The 14,696-nt window shown below is 72.2% G+C and carries 14 protein-coding genes and 2 pseudogenes; 9 read left to right on the top strand and 7 right to left on the bottom strand.

The features are described from left to right. Positions 1-30: 30 nt before the first annotated feature. Together ABZV31_RS13875 and ABZV31_RS13870 are read left to right on the top strand one after the other, a co-directional pair. The gene (locus tag ABZV31_RS13875; RefSeq protein ID WP_355892509.1) at positions 31-936 is read left to right on the top strand and encodes a pseudouridine-5'-phosphate glycosidase; all 906 of its coding nucleotides are present in this window, start codon (positions 31-33) and stop codon (positions 934-936) included. A 227-nt stretch (positions 937-1,163) separates the two neighbouring features. Continuing rightward, positions 1,164-2,051, top strand: a complete 888-nt coding sequence (locus tag ABZV31_RS13870) for a sugar kinase (protein ID WP_355893039.1) — start codon at positions 1,164-1,166, stop codon at positions 2,049-2,051. A gap of 527 nt (positions 2,052-2,578) precedes the next feature. On the opposite strand, the gene ABZV31_RS13865 is transcribed toward ABZV31_RS13870, so the two are convergent. Beyond that, a complete protein-coding gene (locus tag ABZV31_RS13865) occupies positions 2,579-3,373 on the bottom strand; it encodes a methyltransferase domain-containing protein (RefSeq protein WP_355892506.1) in 795 nt (264 codons plus the stop codon). Positions 3,374-3,557: 184 nt separating this feature from the next. Between ABZV31_RS13865 and ABZV31_RS13860 the strand changes: the two genes are divergently transcribed. Next, positions 3,558-4,685 carry a magnesium and cobalt transport protein CorA gene (locus ABZV31_RS13860; RefSeq protein WP_355892503.1) on the top strand — a complete coding sequence of 376 codons (1,128 nt, stop codon included), beginning with the start codon at positions 3,558-3,560 and terminating at the stop codon, positions 4,683-4,685. A 57-nt stretch (positions 4,686-4,742) separates the two neighbouring features. Here ABZV31_RS13860 and ABZV31_RS13855 read toward each other — a convergent pair whose 3' ends face one another. After that, positions 4,743-4,976: a hypothetical protein gene (locus ABZV31_RS13855; protein ID WP_355892500.1), complete on the bottom strand. Its 234-nt coding sequence runs from the start codon at positions 4,974-4,976 to the stop codon at positions 4,743-4,745. Positions 4,977-5,043: 67 nt separating this feature from the next. Beyond that, positions 5,044-5,685: a uridine kinase gene (locus tag ABZV31_RS13850; protein ID WP_355892497.1), complete on the bottom strand. Its 642-nt coding sequence runs from the start codon at positions 5,683-5,685 to the stop codon at positions 5,044-5,046. 195 nt (positions 5,686-5,880) lie between these two features. Between ABZV31_RS13850 and ABZV31_RS13845 the strand changes: the two genes are divergently transcribed. From ABZV31_RS13845 to ABZV31_RS13835, 3 genes are all read left to right on the top strand, one after another. Continuing rightward, entirely contained in the window at positions 5,881-6,594 is a 714-nt protein-coding gene (locus tag ABZV31_RS13845; protein WP_355892494.1) for a DUF2293 domain-containing protein, read from the top strand. A gap of 394 nt (positions 6,595-6,988) precedes the next feature. After that, complete coding sequence (locus ABZV31_RS13840) at positions 6,989-7,468, top strand: anthrone oxygenase family protein (protein ID WP_355892491.1); 480 nt, start codon at positions 6,989-6,991, stop codon at positions 7,466-7,468. Positions 7,469-7,580: 112 nt separating this feature from the next. After that, positions 7,581-9,068 (top strand): glutamate synthase subunit beta, encoded by a 1,488-nt coding sequence (locus ABZV31_RS13835; protein WP_355892488.1) that lies wholly within the window; start codon positions 7,581-7,583, stop codon positions 9,066-9,068. A gap of 212 nt (positions 9,069-9,280) precedes the next feature. Here the strand turns inward: ABZV31_RS13835 and ABZV31_RS13830 are convergent. Then, a pseudogene (locus ABZV31_RS13830) lies at positions 9,281-9,838 on the bottom strand (carboxymuconolactone decarboxylase family protein). 69 nt (positions 9,839-9,907) lie between these two features. Between ABZV31_RS13830 and ABZV31_RS13825 the strand changes: the two are divergent. Then, positions 9,908-11,111, top strand: a pseudogene (locus tag ABZV31_RS13825) (PLP-dependent aminotransferase family protein); the annotation flags it as partial. Positions 11,112-11,301: 190 nt separating this feature from the next. Here ABZV31_RS13825 and ABZV31_RS13820 read toward each other — a convergent pair. From ABZV31_RS13820 to ABZV31_RS13810, 3 genes are all read right to left on the bottom strand, one after another. After that, positions 11,302-12,117: an SAM-dependent methyltransferase gene (locus tag ABZV31_RS13820; protein ID WP_355892485.1), complete on the bottom strand. Its 816-nt coding sequence runs from the start codon at positions 12,115-12,117 to the stop codon at positions 11,302-11,304. A gap of 90 nt (positions 12,118-12,207) precedes the next feature. Then, positions 12,208-12,483 carry a DUF397 domain-containing protein gene (locus ABZV31_RS13815; RefSeq protein ID WP_355892483.1) on the bottom strand — a complete coding sequence of 92 codons (276 nt, stop codon included), beginning with the start codon at positions 12,481-12,483 and terminating at the stop codon, positions 12,208-12,210. Next, positions 12,484-13,344: a helix-turn-helix transcriptional regulator gene (locus ABZV31_RS13810; RefSeq protein ID WP_355892480.1), complete on the bottom strand. Its 861-nt coding sequence runs from the start codon at positions 13,342-13,344 to the stop codon at positions 12,484-12,486. Between the two features lie 201 nt (positions 13,345-13,545). Between ABZV31_RS13810 and ABZV31_RS13805 the strand changes: the two genes are divergently transcribed. Both ABZV31_RS13805 and ABZV31_RS13800 read left to right on the top strand, forming a co-directional pair. Continuing rightward, on the top strand, positions 13,546-14,166 hold the full coding sequence (locus tag ABZV31_RS13805) for an ATP-binding protein (protein WP_355892477.1): 621 nt from the start codon (positions 13,546-13,548) through the stop codon (positions 14,164-14,166). Next, complete coding sequence (locus ABZV31_RS13800; protein ID WP_355892474.1) at positions 14,157-14,600, top strand: hypothetical protein; 444 nt, start codon at positions 14,157-14,159, stop codon at positions 14,598-14,600. Before ABZV31_RS13805 ends, ABZV31_RS13800 begins: the two co-directional genes overlap by 10 nt. Positions 14,601-14,696 lie beyond the last annotated feature (96 nt).

The raw sequence follows: 14,696 nt of genomic DNA, 5'->3' as shown, positions 1-14,696 counted from the left end.
AGGGAAGAGCGACAGACGGGAGGCAGGCGCGTGCTGGTGGTGTCCGAAGAGGTGCGGAAGGCGCTGGCCGCGCGCCGTCCGGTGGTGGCCCTGGAGTCCACGATCATCGCCCACGGGCTGCCGCGCCCGCGCAATCTCCAGGTGGCGCTGGAGCTGGAGGAGGCGGTACGGCAGGAGGGCGCCGTGCCCGCGACGATCGCCGTGCTGGACGGGCACCCCCACGTCGGCCTGGACAAGGAGCAGCTGGAGCGGGTCGCGAACGAGGAGGGGGTCCGCAAGCTCGGCCACCGCGACCTGGCGCTCGCCGTGGCGGCGGGTGCGAGCGGGGCGACCACCGTGTCGGCGACCGCCCTGCTGGCGGCTCTGGCGGGCATCCGGGTGTTCGCGACAGGCGGGCTCGGCGGGGTGCACCGGGAGTGGACGGTGACGCAGGACGAGTCCGCCGACCTGGGGCTGCTGGCCCGCACCCGGATCACGGTCGTGTGCGCCGGCGTGAAGTCGATCCTGGACGTGCCGGCGACCCTGCAGCGCCTGGAGACGCTGGGCGTCGCGGTGGCCGGGTACGGCACGGACCGCTTCCCCGGCTTCTACCTCTCCGACTCGGGTCATCCGGTGGACTGGACGCTGCGGACGCCCGAGGAGGTGGCCGAGGTCATGCGGGCGCAGGACGCGCTCGGAGCGCCGGAGTCGGCGCTGATCGTCGCCCATCCTGTCCCCGAGGAGGAGCAGCTGGACCCCGAGGTGCACGCGCGTGTGCTCGCCGACGCGCTGCACGCATGCGAGGAGGAGGGCATCACCGGTCAGGCGGTCACGCCGTTCCTGCTCGACTACCTGGTGCGGCACACGGACGGCGCCTCGCTGCGCGCCAATCTGGCGGCGGTGCGGGGCAACGTACGGCTCGCGGGGCGGATCGCGGCGGCGTGGACCCGGATGTGACGGCGGGACGGCAAGGAACGGCGAGAGCGGATGGCGGTCGGAGCGGCGCGCTGTCGGGCAGCTCGGGAACGGGCGGCTCGGGAACGGGCGCGGTGCACGGCGGGGTGGAACAACCGGGGGCAGGCCCGGGTGGAGCAGGGACGGGGTCGGCGGCCCACGGCGGGGAGGACGGGACCGAAGCCGACGGTGCGAGGCCAGGAGCCGGCGGTGACGCGGGTGGGGCGCTCCTGGTGATCGGGGACGTCGTGACGGACGTCGTCGCGCGGCACCGGGGGCCGCTCGCGTCCGGTACCGACACGGCCGCGGTGATCCGGACGCTGCCGGGGGGCGCGGGGGCCAACGTGGCCTGCTGGGCGGCCCGCTCGGGGTGCCGGGATGTGCGGCTGCTCGGGCGGGTGGGCTCGGACGCGGCCGCCTGGCACGAGCGGGAGCTGATTGCTTCGGGGGTGAGTCCCCGGCTTGTCGTCGACCCGGAGGCGCCGACCGGGACGGTGATCTGCCTCGTCGACACGGGAGCCGCGGCCGAGCGCACGTTCCTCACGGACAGCGGGGCGTCCCTGCGGCTGGAGCCCGGCGACTGGTCGGAGGCGTTGCTCGACGGGGTCGCCCGGCTGCACCTGTCGGGATACCTGCTGTTCTCCGAGCCGAGCCGGGCGCTGGTGGGGGTTGCCGTCGCGTCGGCACGCGCGCGTGGCGTGCCGGTGAGCCTGGATCCGGCGTCGGCCGGTTTTCTTCTCGAGCTGGGCGTGGACCGGTTCCTGGCACTCGCCGAAGGGGTGGACGTGCTGCTGCCCAACCGTGACGAGTCCTGCCTGCTGACGGGGTTGCCCGATCCGGCGGACGCTGCGGCCGAGCTGAGCCGACGCGTCCCGCTGGTGGTCGCCAAGCAGGGCGTCGACGGAGCCCTGGTGGCCCGTTCCGGCGCCGTGTGCGCCCGCGTTCCGGCCGTACCGGCGACGCCTCGGGACACCACCGGCGCCGGTGACGCCTTCACCGGAGCGTTCCTCGCCTCCCTGCTCACGGGCGCCGGGCCCGAGGCCTCGGCAGCGGCCGGCTGCCGGGCGGGTGCGCTGGCGGTGGAGCGGGTGGGCGGGAGGCCTCCGGCGGGTAGGTGACGGCGTCGGCTGAGGGAGGCGGACCGGGGGGGTGGCTCCGGCCGAGGAAAGCGAACCCGGGGGCGGCTCCGGCCGAGGAAAGCGAACCCGGGGGGTGGCTCCGGCCGAGGAAAGCGAACCCGGGGGCGGCTCCGGCCGAGGAAAGCGAACCCGGGGGCGGCTCCGGCCGAGGAAAGCGAACCCGGGGGCGGCTGGGGAGCAGTGACGGCTGCGGCCAACGGAAGCGGACGGTGACGGCTGGGCGGAGCCGACGCCGACGAGGAGGGGGAGGTGGAAGAGAGGTGGAGGAGGAGAAGGCCGCCACCGGCGATGACCGGGGACGGGTGAAGGAGGCCATGCCGGTGACGGGAGAGGGCGCCGAGCCGGAGCCGAGGCGAGCCGGCTGACGGGTCACCAGCGATCGCTCCAGGCGGGTGAATCCGCACCCACCGTCCCGGCGCAACCGACAACGGCACGGCAGCTCCGTGCACAAGCCACTCGGGAGCCGGTCCGCCCCTGCCCTCCATCACCTCAACCGCGCCTCTCCCCTACGCCTTGTACCCCCACGCCGAAATCATCGGAGCCGTGGCCAGGTCCATGTCGCCGGAGGCCACGTTGGCCAGGTGACGGTCGATCTCCTCGTCCGTGGCCAGGCCGGCCGTGACGAGCCGGCCGCGGATCTGGCGGACCGTGGCGGATGCCAGGGCGGCGCAGGCCGGCGAGGTGACCGGGAAGTAGGCGTAGGCCTCCACCTGACGCAGCCCGGCCTCGCGCAGCAGGCGCGGGAGTTTGCGCCCGTACGACAGGTCGGCACCGCGGTCCGCGAGCAGCCGGCGGAAGCCGCGCTGGAGCCGGTTGGCCAGCTCCTCCTTCGGGCCGTGTTCGTCAGGGCAGAGCAGGGGCTGCAGGGCGGGGTCGGCATCCTCGACCAACAGCCGTCCGCCGGGCCGCAGTGCCTTGATCATCGACCGCAACGCCCGTTCCCGGTCCGGCACATGGACCAGGACGAGCCGGGCGTGCACCAGGTCGAAGTCCTCCCCCGGCGGCTCCTCCGCGCCCACGTCGTGGACCCGCACCTCGACCGGCGGGCGGCCCGCCGCGGCGACCCGTGAGATGTCGATGTCGGTCGCGACGACCTTGCCGGTGGGGCCGACCCGCTCGGCCAGCCAGGACACGACCGAGGTGCCGCCGGCACCGACTTCCCAGCACCGCCGGCCGGCCCCGACGCCCAGCGCGTCGAGGTGCCGGAACGTGGTGGGGTCGAAAAGGGTGGCGAAGGCGTCGAAGCGCTCTCCCGCCTCGGCCTGCCGGTTGTCGAGCAGATATCCGTCGCTTTGCGTCATACCGGGATCATCCCAGTCGCCCCACACGGTGCGGCGACGACCGCCAAGCCCCGTCCGTCCACAGCCGGGAACGAAGCGGAATGCCCCGTTTCCACAGGCTCACCCGCCGCTCACGTCGGCCTGGCAGACTGACGCACGAAGGCGCAACAATGCGGCGCGGGGAGATCCACGCAAGGAGATCCAGATGTCCATGGCAGGGAATCTGCGGAAGGTCACAGGCCTCGACAAGGTCGGCGGCTTCCGCAAGGTGGCACGGCTCGCCCGGCGGCGCCCCCGGGTCGACCTGAGCCATCCCGCCCGGTCACCACTGGGCTCCTCGGTGGTGAACTGCGTGACATACCGCGACGGCGCCCGGGTCCCCGGGGGCGGCGATCTGGTGGAGGCCGTGGCGCGGGTCCGCAAGACCGGCGACGGTTTCGTCTGGCTCGGCCTGCACGAGCCGACGGACCGGGAGTTCGCGGGCATCGCCGATCTCTTCGACCTGCACCCGCTGGCGGTCGAGGACGCGGTCGAGGCCCATCAGCGCCCGAAGCTGGAACGGTACGGCGAGACGCTGTTCGCGGTGTTCAAGACGGTCTGCTACGTCGAGCACGAGGAGCTGACGGCGACGAGCGAGGTGGTCAACACCGGCGAGATCATGGTGTTCGTCGGCCACGACTTCGTGATCACGGTGCGGCACGGACGGCACGGCTCGCTCGGTCCCCTGCGTGAGGAGCTGGAGTCCGAGCCGCAGCAACTCGCCAAGGGGCCGGCCGCGGTGCTGCACGCGATCGCGGACCACGTGGTCGACGACTATCTGACCGTCACCGACTCGGTTCAGGCGGACATCGACCAGGTCGAGACCGACGTGTTCGCGGAGAACGGCGCGCGGGCCGACCCCGGGCGGATCTACCAGCTCAAGCGCGAGCTGCTGGAGCTGAAGCGTGCCGTGGTACCGCTCGGCCGCCCGGTCGAGGACCTCGCCACCCGGCCGATACGGGTGGTCGACCCGGAGATACAGGCCTATTTCCGGGATGTCCTCGACCACCTGATGCGGGCAAAGGAGCAGATCGCCTCCTTCGACGAACTGCTGAACTCGATCCTGCAGGCCCACCTCGCGCAGGTCACGGTCGCGCAGAACGAGGACATGCGGAAGATCACGGCGTGGGCCGCGGTGATCGCCGTGCCGACCATGGTGTGCGGGGTGTACGGCATGAACTTCGACCACATGCCGGAGCTGCACTGGCGGTTCGGCTACGCCCTGGTCATCGGCGTGATATCCGTCGCCTGCCTGGCGCTGTACCGCGGTTTCCGGCGCAACGGCTGGCTCTGACGGACCACACCGGGACCGCGGGTCCGCGCCCGGCGCGGGGCGCGGGGCGCGGCGGAGTCAGGCCGAGAAGCCGATGATCTTCCACGGCACGACACGGATGATCGCGCGGACCTCGTCGTCCACCTCGGCGGGCGGGTCGATGCCGAGGTACTTGTGCGAGAGCTCGTACGGGAGCCGCTTGCCCTCGTCCGGGAGGATCTCGGCGGTACCGCGGATCTCGACCGAGGTGCAGGGGTTGGCCAGGTCGAAGACCGACAGGCTGATCCGAGGGTCACGGCGCGGGTTGCACACCTTCTGACATCACAGGAGGTCGTCATGCCCACCAAGGCAGTTACATGCATGCGCATACAAAACGGTTTCAGCCGCTCCAGGCCGGATGACGCGGATCGTCGGCGCGCACCAGGACGTCGGCGGTGCCGGCGGGGTCGGCCTCGGCCTCGTAGCGCTCGAAGGCGGGCAGCGTCCAGTGCTCCGCCTCCGGGGTACGACGGCGCAGGGCGCCCGGGGAGAGGAGGACGTGGACGGTCAGGTCGAAGGGGAACCAGTGGCGTAGGAGGAGGGGACCGTGCAGCAACAGCAGCCCGCCGGGCGGGAGGTGGACATAGGAGCTGCGGGTGGCGCGGTCGGTGACCGGGTCCCACAGGTCGGGCAGGACGCGGCCGTCGCCGCCGGGTTCGAGAGGGCCGAAGACCTCGCGCCACAGGGCGCCGGTGTCGAACCAGCCGTTGTAGTACGACTCCACGTCCCGATGACCGTGTTCCAGGCGCAGGGAAGCAGGGCGCAGGAAGCCCTCGGTGCCCACCACCAGCGAGGGGCGGCCGCGCAGGCGCAGCGCCTCCGAGACACGCTCGGCCAGGCCGCCGGGGCGGGCGGCGGGGGCGCCGTCGAAGGCGATGCGCGGCGAGGGGCTGCCGTCGCCCGGCTTCAGGTCGACAAGGCGCTCGGCGAGGAGGTCGCCGAGCCGTTCCCAGGTGATCGCTTCGAGCCGCACACGGCCCATGATGCGTCAGGCACGGGACCGAGTGCGTCCGTGGGCTCGGCGAGCGGCAAGGAGCATCTGCAGACGGGCATCGCGCAAGGCGCGGGCCGCGTCAAGGAGGAGATCAGGGGTGGTGGCGTTGATCCACGCGGCGGGCCGCCCGTCAGACCCGTCAGATGGCTTGGTTCTCGGCGCCTGCGGGGCAATGAACCCCGTATGGCACCTCCCGCAACTCCCCCGCCCCGCGTCGGACTTCTGGTCATCCAGCCCCTCAGACGGAAGCACTGCGCCGAGTGCCGCCGCGGGCCGCTGCCCATGCTCGTCCTGGAGGAGGGCGCGCCGCGCTGTCTGGACTGCGCGGACCTCGGGCACCTGGTGTTCCTGCCACGCGGCGACACCGCGCTGACGCGCAGGTCGCGGGAGGAGAGCACGCTGTCGGCGGTGGTGGTGCGGTTCAACCGGCGCAGGAGCCGGTACGAGCGGCAGGGTGTCCTCGTCGAGGAGGCGGCGCTCGTCCGGGCCGAGGAGCGGTGTCTGGCGGATGCGGAGGCGCGGCGCCGGCGCCGGGCCCGGGACGCGCACCGACGGGCGGCGGAGGACGTGCGGTTCGCGGACGCGTTCGCGGCGGAGATCCTGCGGCTGTTTCCCGGGTGCCCGGCCGACCGGGCCCGGGCCATCGCCACGCACACCTCGGTGCGCGGCAGCGGACGGGTCGGGCGCAGCGCGGCGGGGCGGGCGCTGTCCGAGGGGGCCGTGACGTCGGCGGTCGTGGCGTCCGTACGGCATCTGTACACGCCGTACGACCAGCTGCTGATGGGCGGCGTGCCGCGGCACGAGGCGCGGCGGCGGATTGCGGCGGGCGTGGAGTCGGTGCTGCGGGTGCTGCGGGTGCTGCGGGCGTGGCGGGAGCCGGAGGCGGGGGTGGGCTGAGGTCGGGGAGCGGTGGGTTGCGGTCGCGGTCCGTCGGCACCGCCCGGCTGTGCCGTCGTGGTTGTGCATCAGCACCACTCGCCGGGCCGTTGGGCGAGTCGCCATGGAACGGGCGGTCATGAGCACGGCTGCCGGATGAACAGGCGGTTCATGACCACGGCTGCCGGATGAACGGGGGTACGCGAACACGGCCGTCACGGAACGGGGCCGTCACGGAACACTGCCGTCACGGAACGGGGCCGTCAGAGCCGCTCCAACAACTCGGTGGCTGACCTGGACGCTCGGGTATGCCCCCGCGCCCCAAGGCCATGGTCACACTGCCCGCAAGCGATTTCACTTGAGGTGACGGCGGTGCCGGACAGGATCTTGGCCCGAGACGGGAGTTGACGTTGACATGATCGATGGACCGTACTTCGTCTTGACGGTGCTGGGCGTGCTCGGAACCGGGCTGGTGGCCGGGGTCTTCTGCGGCTTCTCGACATTCGTGATGAGGGGACTGGCCGCGCTGCCGCCCGCGCAGGGCGTCGCCGCGATGAACGCGATCAACGTGGCCGCCGTACGGCCGGCTTTCATGATCGTGTTCACCGGGTCGGCTGTTGTGTGCGCGGTGATCGCCGTGGTGACGTTCGTGCTGTGGCCCGACGAGGGGACCGTGGAGATGCTGCTGGGCAGCGCGCTGTACCTGTTCGGCTCCTTCGGGCTGACCATGGTCGCGAACGTGCCCCGCAACGACGCGCTGCTCGGGCTGGACCCGGGTACCCCGGAGGCCGCCGCGTACTGGCCGTCGTACGTGCGCGAGTGGACGATGTGGAACCACGTCCGCGGGATCGCCTCGGCCGCCGCGGCTGTGGCGTACGTGCTGGCCCTCACCTGAGAGAAACCGCTGTCGCACACTCTGCGTCTGTGGCCGATGGGACGTATCGTGGCCGAAAGAGTGCCGCCCGATGTCGCACGGCCCGTCGTACGCGTACGCAAGGAAGACGGCCATGGCCGATCCCAAGGGTTTCATGACCACGCCCCGCCAGGAGTGGCCCCGCCGGCCCGTCGAGGAGCGGGTTGGGGACTGGAAAGAGATCTATGTCCCGGGCGCGCTGCTGCCGATCATCAGCAAGCAGGCCGACCGCTGCATGGACTGCGGCATCCCCTTCTGCCACGACGCCTGCCCGCTGGGCAATCTCATCCCGGAGTGGAACGACCTGGTCTCCCGCGAGGACTGGCGGGCGGCGAGCGACCGGCTGCACGCCACCAACAACTTCCCCGAGTTCACGGGCCGGTTGTGTCCGGCGCCGTGCGAGGCGGGCTGTGTGCTCGCGATCAACCAGCCCGCGGTCACCATCAAGAACGTCGAGTGCGCCATCGCCGACCGCGCCTGGGAGGAGGGCTTCACCTCGCCGCGCCCGCCGGACCGGCTGTCCGGGAAGACGGTCGCGGTGATCGGGTCCGGGCCCACCGGGCTCGCCGCGGCACAGCAGTTGACCCGCGCGGGGCACACGGTCGCCTTGTACGAGAAGAACGACCGGCTCGGGGGGCTGATGCGGTACGGCATCCCCGAGTTCAAGATGGAGAAGCACCATCTGGACCGGCGGCTGGAGCAGATGCGGGTCGAGGGGACGAAGTTCCGTACGTCCACGACGGTCGGCCGGGACGTCGGGGCCGCGGAGCTGCGTGCGCGCTATGACGCGGTGGTGATCGCCACGGGCGCCACGGCGTGGCGTGAACTGCCCGTGCCGGGGCGGGAGCTGGCCGGGATACACCAGGCCATGGAGTACCTACCGCTGGCCAACCGGGTCTGCGAGGGTGACCTGGAGACCTCCCCGCTGTCCGCCGCCGGCAAGCACGTCGTCATCGTCGGCGGCGGTGACACGGGAGCCGACTGCCTGGGCACCACGGTGCGGGAGGGCGCCGCGTCCGTGACCCAGCTGGACATCTACGCCCAGCCGGGCACGGAGCGCGACGAGGACACCGAGCCCTGGCCGACGTACCCGAAGATCTACCGGCTCTCGGGCGCGCACGAGGAGGCGCGCGACCTGCGGAAGGCGCCCGCCGCGGACGCCGACGCGCGGCTGTTCGCGGCGTCGACGCTGCGCTTCACCGGCGACGCGGACGGGCATGTGCGCTCGCTCCACCTGGTCGAGGTGGACGCGCAGCGGCGCCCTCTGCCGGGCACCGACCGGTCACTCCCGGCCGACCTCGTGCTGCTCGCCCTCGGCTTCACCGGGCCGGACCGGGAGGACGGACTCGTTGACCAGCTGGGGCTGACCATGGAGCCTCGCGGCACGATCGCACGGGACGCCGGCTTCGCGACCAACGTGCCCGGGGTGTTCGCGGCAGGTGACGCGGCACGCGGGCAGTCGCTGATCGTGTGGGCGATCGCGGAGGGGCGGGCGGTTGCGGCGGCGGTCGACTGTCATCTGACCGGGAGTTCGAGGCTTCCGGCGCCGATCGGGCCGTACGACCGACCGATGAGGGTGTAGCCCGGCGGTGGCGGTGAGTTCGACACCCGCCGGGTGACGCCGTCGTGGTTGCTCACCGTCGTGGTTGCTCACCACCGTGGCTGCCCGCCGTCATGGTCGCTCACCACCGTGGCTGCCCGCCGTCATGGTCACTCACCGCCGCGGTTGCTCACCACCGCGCTTGCCCACCGTCGCGGGGCAACGAGCGACCAGCCTGTGCCGAACCGACCGGTCTAGCGCCGCCGTTCGTCCGTGCCCGCCACCTTCCCCGTCGACAGGGCCACCCGGTTCCACGTGTTGATCGTGAAGATCAGGGCGAGTACGTGGGCCAGTTCGGCCTCGTCGAAGTGGGCCGCCGCCTCGGCGTAGACGTCGTCCGGGACTCCGGCGTCGGCGTCGGCGTCGGCGTCGGCGTCGGCGTCGGCGTCGGCGTCGGCGTCGGCGACCAGGGTGACCGCCTCCGTCAGGGCGAGGGCGGCCTGTTCCTTCTCGGTGAAGAAGTGGCGGGCCTCGCGCCACACCGCGACCATGTGCAGCCGGTCCTCGCTCTCGCCGGCCTTGCGCGCATCGTTCGTATGAATGTGCAAGCAGTACGCGCAGTGGTTGAGGTGCGAGGCGCGGATCTGGATCAGTTAGACGAGGGCCGGGTCCAGGCCCTCCCGGGCGGCGGCATCGAAGCCGATGAGGGCGCGGAAGGCCTTGGGGGCCGCCTTGCCGAAGTCGAGGCGGGCCGTCCCGGCCCCCTCGGAGCGGGAGATACCGGTGGTCGCGGGGATCGCGTTCGTCGTCATGCCCTTCAACCTGCGGACCGAAAAGACCCTCTGTAGGGTGCATTTTCATGGCGGAATCGTGGGTCAACGGAACGCGTAGCGGAGGGCTGGCTGACCGCCCGCCAGGGTTCGGGCACCCGGGTGGCCGAGCGCGCCGCGCCCCTGCGCCCCGAGCGGGTCCCCGCGAAGGCACCTCCACGCGCGCGTGGACCGCGTCACGACCTGCGGCAGGGCACTCCGGACGCGTCGTCGTTCCCGCGCGCAGCCTGGCTCTCCTCCTACCGGCGGGCGCTCCAGCAGGCGCCCAACGAGGCCTTCGGCCCGGGTGATCCGGCCGGCCGCCGCGAACTGCGGGAGGCGCTCACCGAATACCTGGCACGCGCGCGTGGCGTACGCACCGAACCGGACCGGATCGTCATCTGCTCCGGTTTTGCCCACGCCCTGCGGCTGCTGTTCGGCCAGGGCCGCGGCGGGGTGCTGCGTGGTCCGCTGGCCGTGGAGGCGTACGGGCTGGGCTTCCACCGGGAGGTGCTGGCCGCGGCCGGTGTACGGACGGTGCCGCTGCCGCTGGACCAACACGGCGCGCGGGTGGACCGGTTGGGGCGGGAGCGGGCCGTGCTGCTCACGCCCGCCCACCAGTTCCCGACCGGCGGCCCGCTGCACCCCGAGCGCCGCGCCGAGGTGATCGACTGGGCACGCGCGCGTGGAGGGGTGGTGCTGGAGGACAACTACGACGGCGAGTTCCGCTACGACCGCAAACCCGTCGGAGCCCTCCAGGGTCGACCCGGAGCGGGTCGTTCACCTAGGTTCGGTCAGCAAGAGCCTGTCGCCCGCGCTGCGGCTGGGGTGGATGGTCCTGCCGGAGCGGTACGTCGACGCGGTGCTCGCGGCCAAGGGCGAGCGCGAAGCGTGGGCGAGCGTCCTCGACCAGCTGAGCCTCGCGGACTTCATCTCCTGCGGGGCCTACGACCGTCATGTGCGGCGCATGCGGCAGCGCTACCGGCGCCGCCGTGACCGGCTCGTCGCGGCGCTCGCCGCGCACGCCCCGCACGTCGAGGTCACCGGGATCGCGGCCGGGCTGCACGCCGTGCTGCGGCTCCCGCCCGGCACGGAGCGGTCCACGGTCCGGGCCGCCGCCTGGCAGGGCATCGCCCTGGACGGCCTCGCCGCGTTCCGGCACCCGGAGACCGGGATGCCGGCCCGCGACGGCCTCGTCGTGGGGTACGCGACCCCCTCGGAACACGCCTACGGAGCGGCTCTGGACGCGCTGTGCGGGGTGCTGCCACCTGCGTGAGGCGAACCCACCGCTGCCACCCGAGGGAGGCGAACACCGCCGCCACCCGCGTGAGCCTACCCCCGCCGCCACCTGCCTGAGGCGCCCCCGCCGCCACCTGCTTGAGGCGCCCCCGCCGCGCCGCACGCGGCCCCGGCGGTGAGCCCGGGAGCAGCCGTCCGCACCAGGCCCTACCGCCCGGCATCCGGCCTCACGGCTTGCGCCCCACCGCCCCGTACCCGGGAATGACCCCGTCGTCCTGGCCGGGCACCGGCTCGCCGAGCTCCGGGTGCCACCGGTGGACCACCTCGACGCCTGGCTCGACCAGCTCCAGCCCGTCGAAGAAGCGGGCGAACTCCTCCCGGGAGCGCAGGGCCAGGGTGACGCCGGCCGCCTTGAGCTTCTCGGTTGCCGCCGCCGACTCCTCCGGGGTGAAGTCGGCGGTGGCGTGGGTCATCATCAGGTAGCTGCCGGACGGCAGTTCGGCGAGCAGCCGGCTCACCAGGTCGTGCGCGCCGTCCTCGTCGGAGACGAAGTGCAGCACGGCGACCAGGGAGAGGGCCACGGGCCGGGTGAAGTCCAGGACCTTCCGGGCCCCCTCGACGATGGCGGCCGGCTGCCGTATGTCGGCCTGCAGGTACTCGGTGACGCCCTCGGGCGTGCTGCGCAGCAGGGCCGCCGCGTGGGCCAGCACGATGGGGTCGTTGTCGCAGTAGACGACGCGCGCCTCGGGCGCGACCTGCTGGGCGATCTGGTGCAGGTTCGGCTCGGTCGGGATGCCGGTGCCGATGTCCAGGAACTGCCGTACGCCGCTGCGGGCCAGCCAGCGCGTGGCCCTGTGCATGAACGCGCGGTTGACCTTGGCCATCACCGGCACCCTCGGGTCGAGGGCGAGCATCTGCCGGCCCATCTCCTCGTCGACCGGGTAGTTGTCCTTGCCGCCGAGGTACCAGTCGTACATCCGCGCGGGATGCGGCTTGCTGGTGTCGATCTCGACGGCGTTGAGGTCGGTGTCCTGCCCGGTCATGCGGCACCCCGTAAGTGTCTGCTGTGGAAAGTGATCAAGTCAGAACCAAGATTAGGAAGTTGAGAAAGAAAAAGAACCAGATTCGGTCGGTCAGGAGAGCAGGAAGTCCGCCTCCCCCGCCTTCGCGCCCTCTATGAAGGCGGTCATCTCGTCGGTGGTGTAGATGAGGGCCGGCCCGTCGGGGTCGGTCGACTGGCGCACCGCGATCCGGCCGTCGGCCAGCTTCATCGCCTCCAGGCAGTTGCCCCCGTTGCCGCCGCTCCACGGCTTGTGCCAGCCCTCGCTGCCCAGTTCCCGGGCGGGCATGCCGTTGTAGATCCGCTCGCTGCGGATCCGCGGCTTGGGCTGGGACGTGATGCGATCCATTCACAGCTCCTTGCGGAGATCCCGGAGGATCTCCTTCGTGCGATGTGCCGTAGCGGCCTGTGCCGCCATGCGGTCCATGACCTCGAGGTGGGTCGCCACCTCCTGGCGCGCGTCCAGGTAGACGGCGCCGGTCAGGTACTCGCTGTAGACCATGTCCGGCAGTTCGGGCATGGCGAATCGGAACAGCACGAAGGGCCCGTACGTGCCGGGGTGCGGCCCCGAGGAGAACGGGGCGACCTGCAGCGTCACGTTGGGCAGCTTCGTGGCCTCGAGCAACTTGTCGATCTGAGCACGCATCACCTCCGGGCCGCCCACCGGGCGGCGCAGCGCGGTTTCGTCCATCACGACCCAGAACCTGGGCGCGTCGGGACGGGTGAGCAGTTCCTGGCGTTGCATGCGCAGCGCGACATGACGCTCGATGTCCTCGGGCCGGGTCTGGCCGACGGCTCCCGACTGCAGCACCCCGCGCGCGTAGTCCTCGGTCTGCAGCAGTCCGGGCACGAAGTGGGGCTCGTAGGAGCGGATCAGGGCGGCCGCGCCCTCCAGGCTGACGTACATCGAGAACCAGCCCGGCAGGATGTCGTGGAACCGCTGCCACCAGCCGGGCCTGTTGGCCTCCTCGGCCAGTTGCACGAAGGCCTCGGCCTCTTCGTCGGAGACGCCGTACGCCTTCAGCAGCAGCTGGAGATACGGGATTTTGAGGGAGACCTCGGCCATCTCCATACGGCGGACCGTGGCGGGGGCGACACGCAGGATGCGGGCGGCCTCCTCGCGCTTGAGCCCCGCGCGTTCCCGCAGGTCCAACAGGCGCCGACCGAGCACGACCTGGCCGACGGTCGGCGCGGACCGCGGTTCGCTCACGCTCCACCTCCAGCAACGAATCCTGACAGCCCTGCGGCGCCATTCGAAGATCTATTCGAAGATCCGGCGGATCCTCGACGATCCCAAGTGGCGCCGCTCGACGTGCTGTTGCGAGCAGTGTGCCACGCCCCCCTCACCGCGTCACACGGCACTCTGCAATTTTCATAGTGACGCTTGCCAAGTGTTCACGCCGGGGCGATAGTGGCAAGCGTGACTCCGTCCCCGCCCTTAGCAGCAGACGCCGCCGCGGGCCGACTCGGCCTCGGTGCCGCCACGGGAGCGGGCCCCGACGAGGCCGCTGCCGAGCGCCGGTTCCGCTTCGAACTGGCCGCACACCCGGGTTCCCCCGCTCAGGCCAGACGCCTGACCCGGGCCCGGCTGACCGGCTGGTCGGTGTGCGAGGACACCTGCGACACGGCGGCTCTGGTCATCTCCGAGCTGGTCACCAACGCCATCGTGCACACCGCGAGCAGCCAGATCGTCTGCGAGCTGCACGACGGCGAGGACCTGGTGCGCATAGCCGTGCGTGACGAGGGCTGCGCGCCGGGTGAGCCCCACCCCTCCCCGCAGCGGCCCGAGGAGGAGCACGGGAGGGGATTGCTCCTCGTCAACGCCCTGTGCCGGGCCTGGGGCGCGCAGGAGCACGGTCCGGGGCTGCTGGTGTGGGCGGAGCTGCCGCGCAAGGCCGACACCCCGCGCGACGCGCACGAGCCGCGCAACGACCTGGGCTGGGGCGCCCGCCCGAAGCCGGGCCCGGCGCGCGACCCGGACGACGAGGACGACACGCACGCACACCACGGAACGGGGGCCGCATGGCTGTGAGCGCCGCCTCCGGCTCCGGCCAGGTGCTCAGCCTGGACACGCTCGTACGTCTGGGGCGCGGCCTGCGCACGCCGGGTACGCACCGGCGGCTGGCCGTTCCCGACGGCATGACGGCCCCGCTGGGCTGCGACGCGGTCGTGGTGCCCGCCCGCTTCGGGCCGCTGGTGATGCCGCGGCTGCCACGCGTGGGGTGCGTCTACGCCGGCGAGGCGCACTGGTGGTGGATCGTCCCGGCCGACTCCGACTACGCCCTTCAGTGGCCCGCGCCCGCGCAATACGCCACCGGCGCGGTCCTGCCCGACGCCCCGCAGGTCCCCGGGCTCATCCACCGGCCGGACGGTACGGTTCCGTACACCCCGCCGATCCCCCTGTATCTCGCGCTGTGCCTCGTGATGGGGACGACTCCGGCGTGGTCGCGGCCGGTGAGCGCCTGAGCCTCGATCCACCGCGTGAATTTTGATCTTCGATCTCGGGCGGGGTTCCGGTGGTTTTTGGAGTGCGGGCAGCGGTGATCGCCGGGTGGCCGTCCG

Origin of the sequence: Streptomyces sp. NPDC005202 (assembly GCF_040608235.1) — a bacterium.
Lineage (GTDB): Bacteria > Actinomycetota > Actinomycetes > Streptomycetales > Streptomycetaceae > Streptomyces.
Note: the sequence above shows the minus strand (reverse complement) of the source record. Positions and strands in the feature narration are given on the sequence as shown.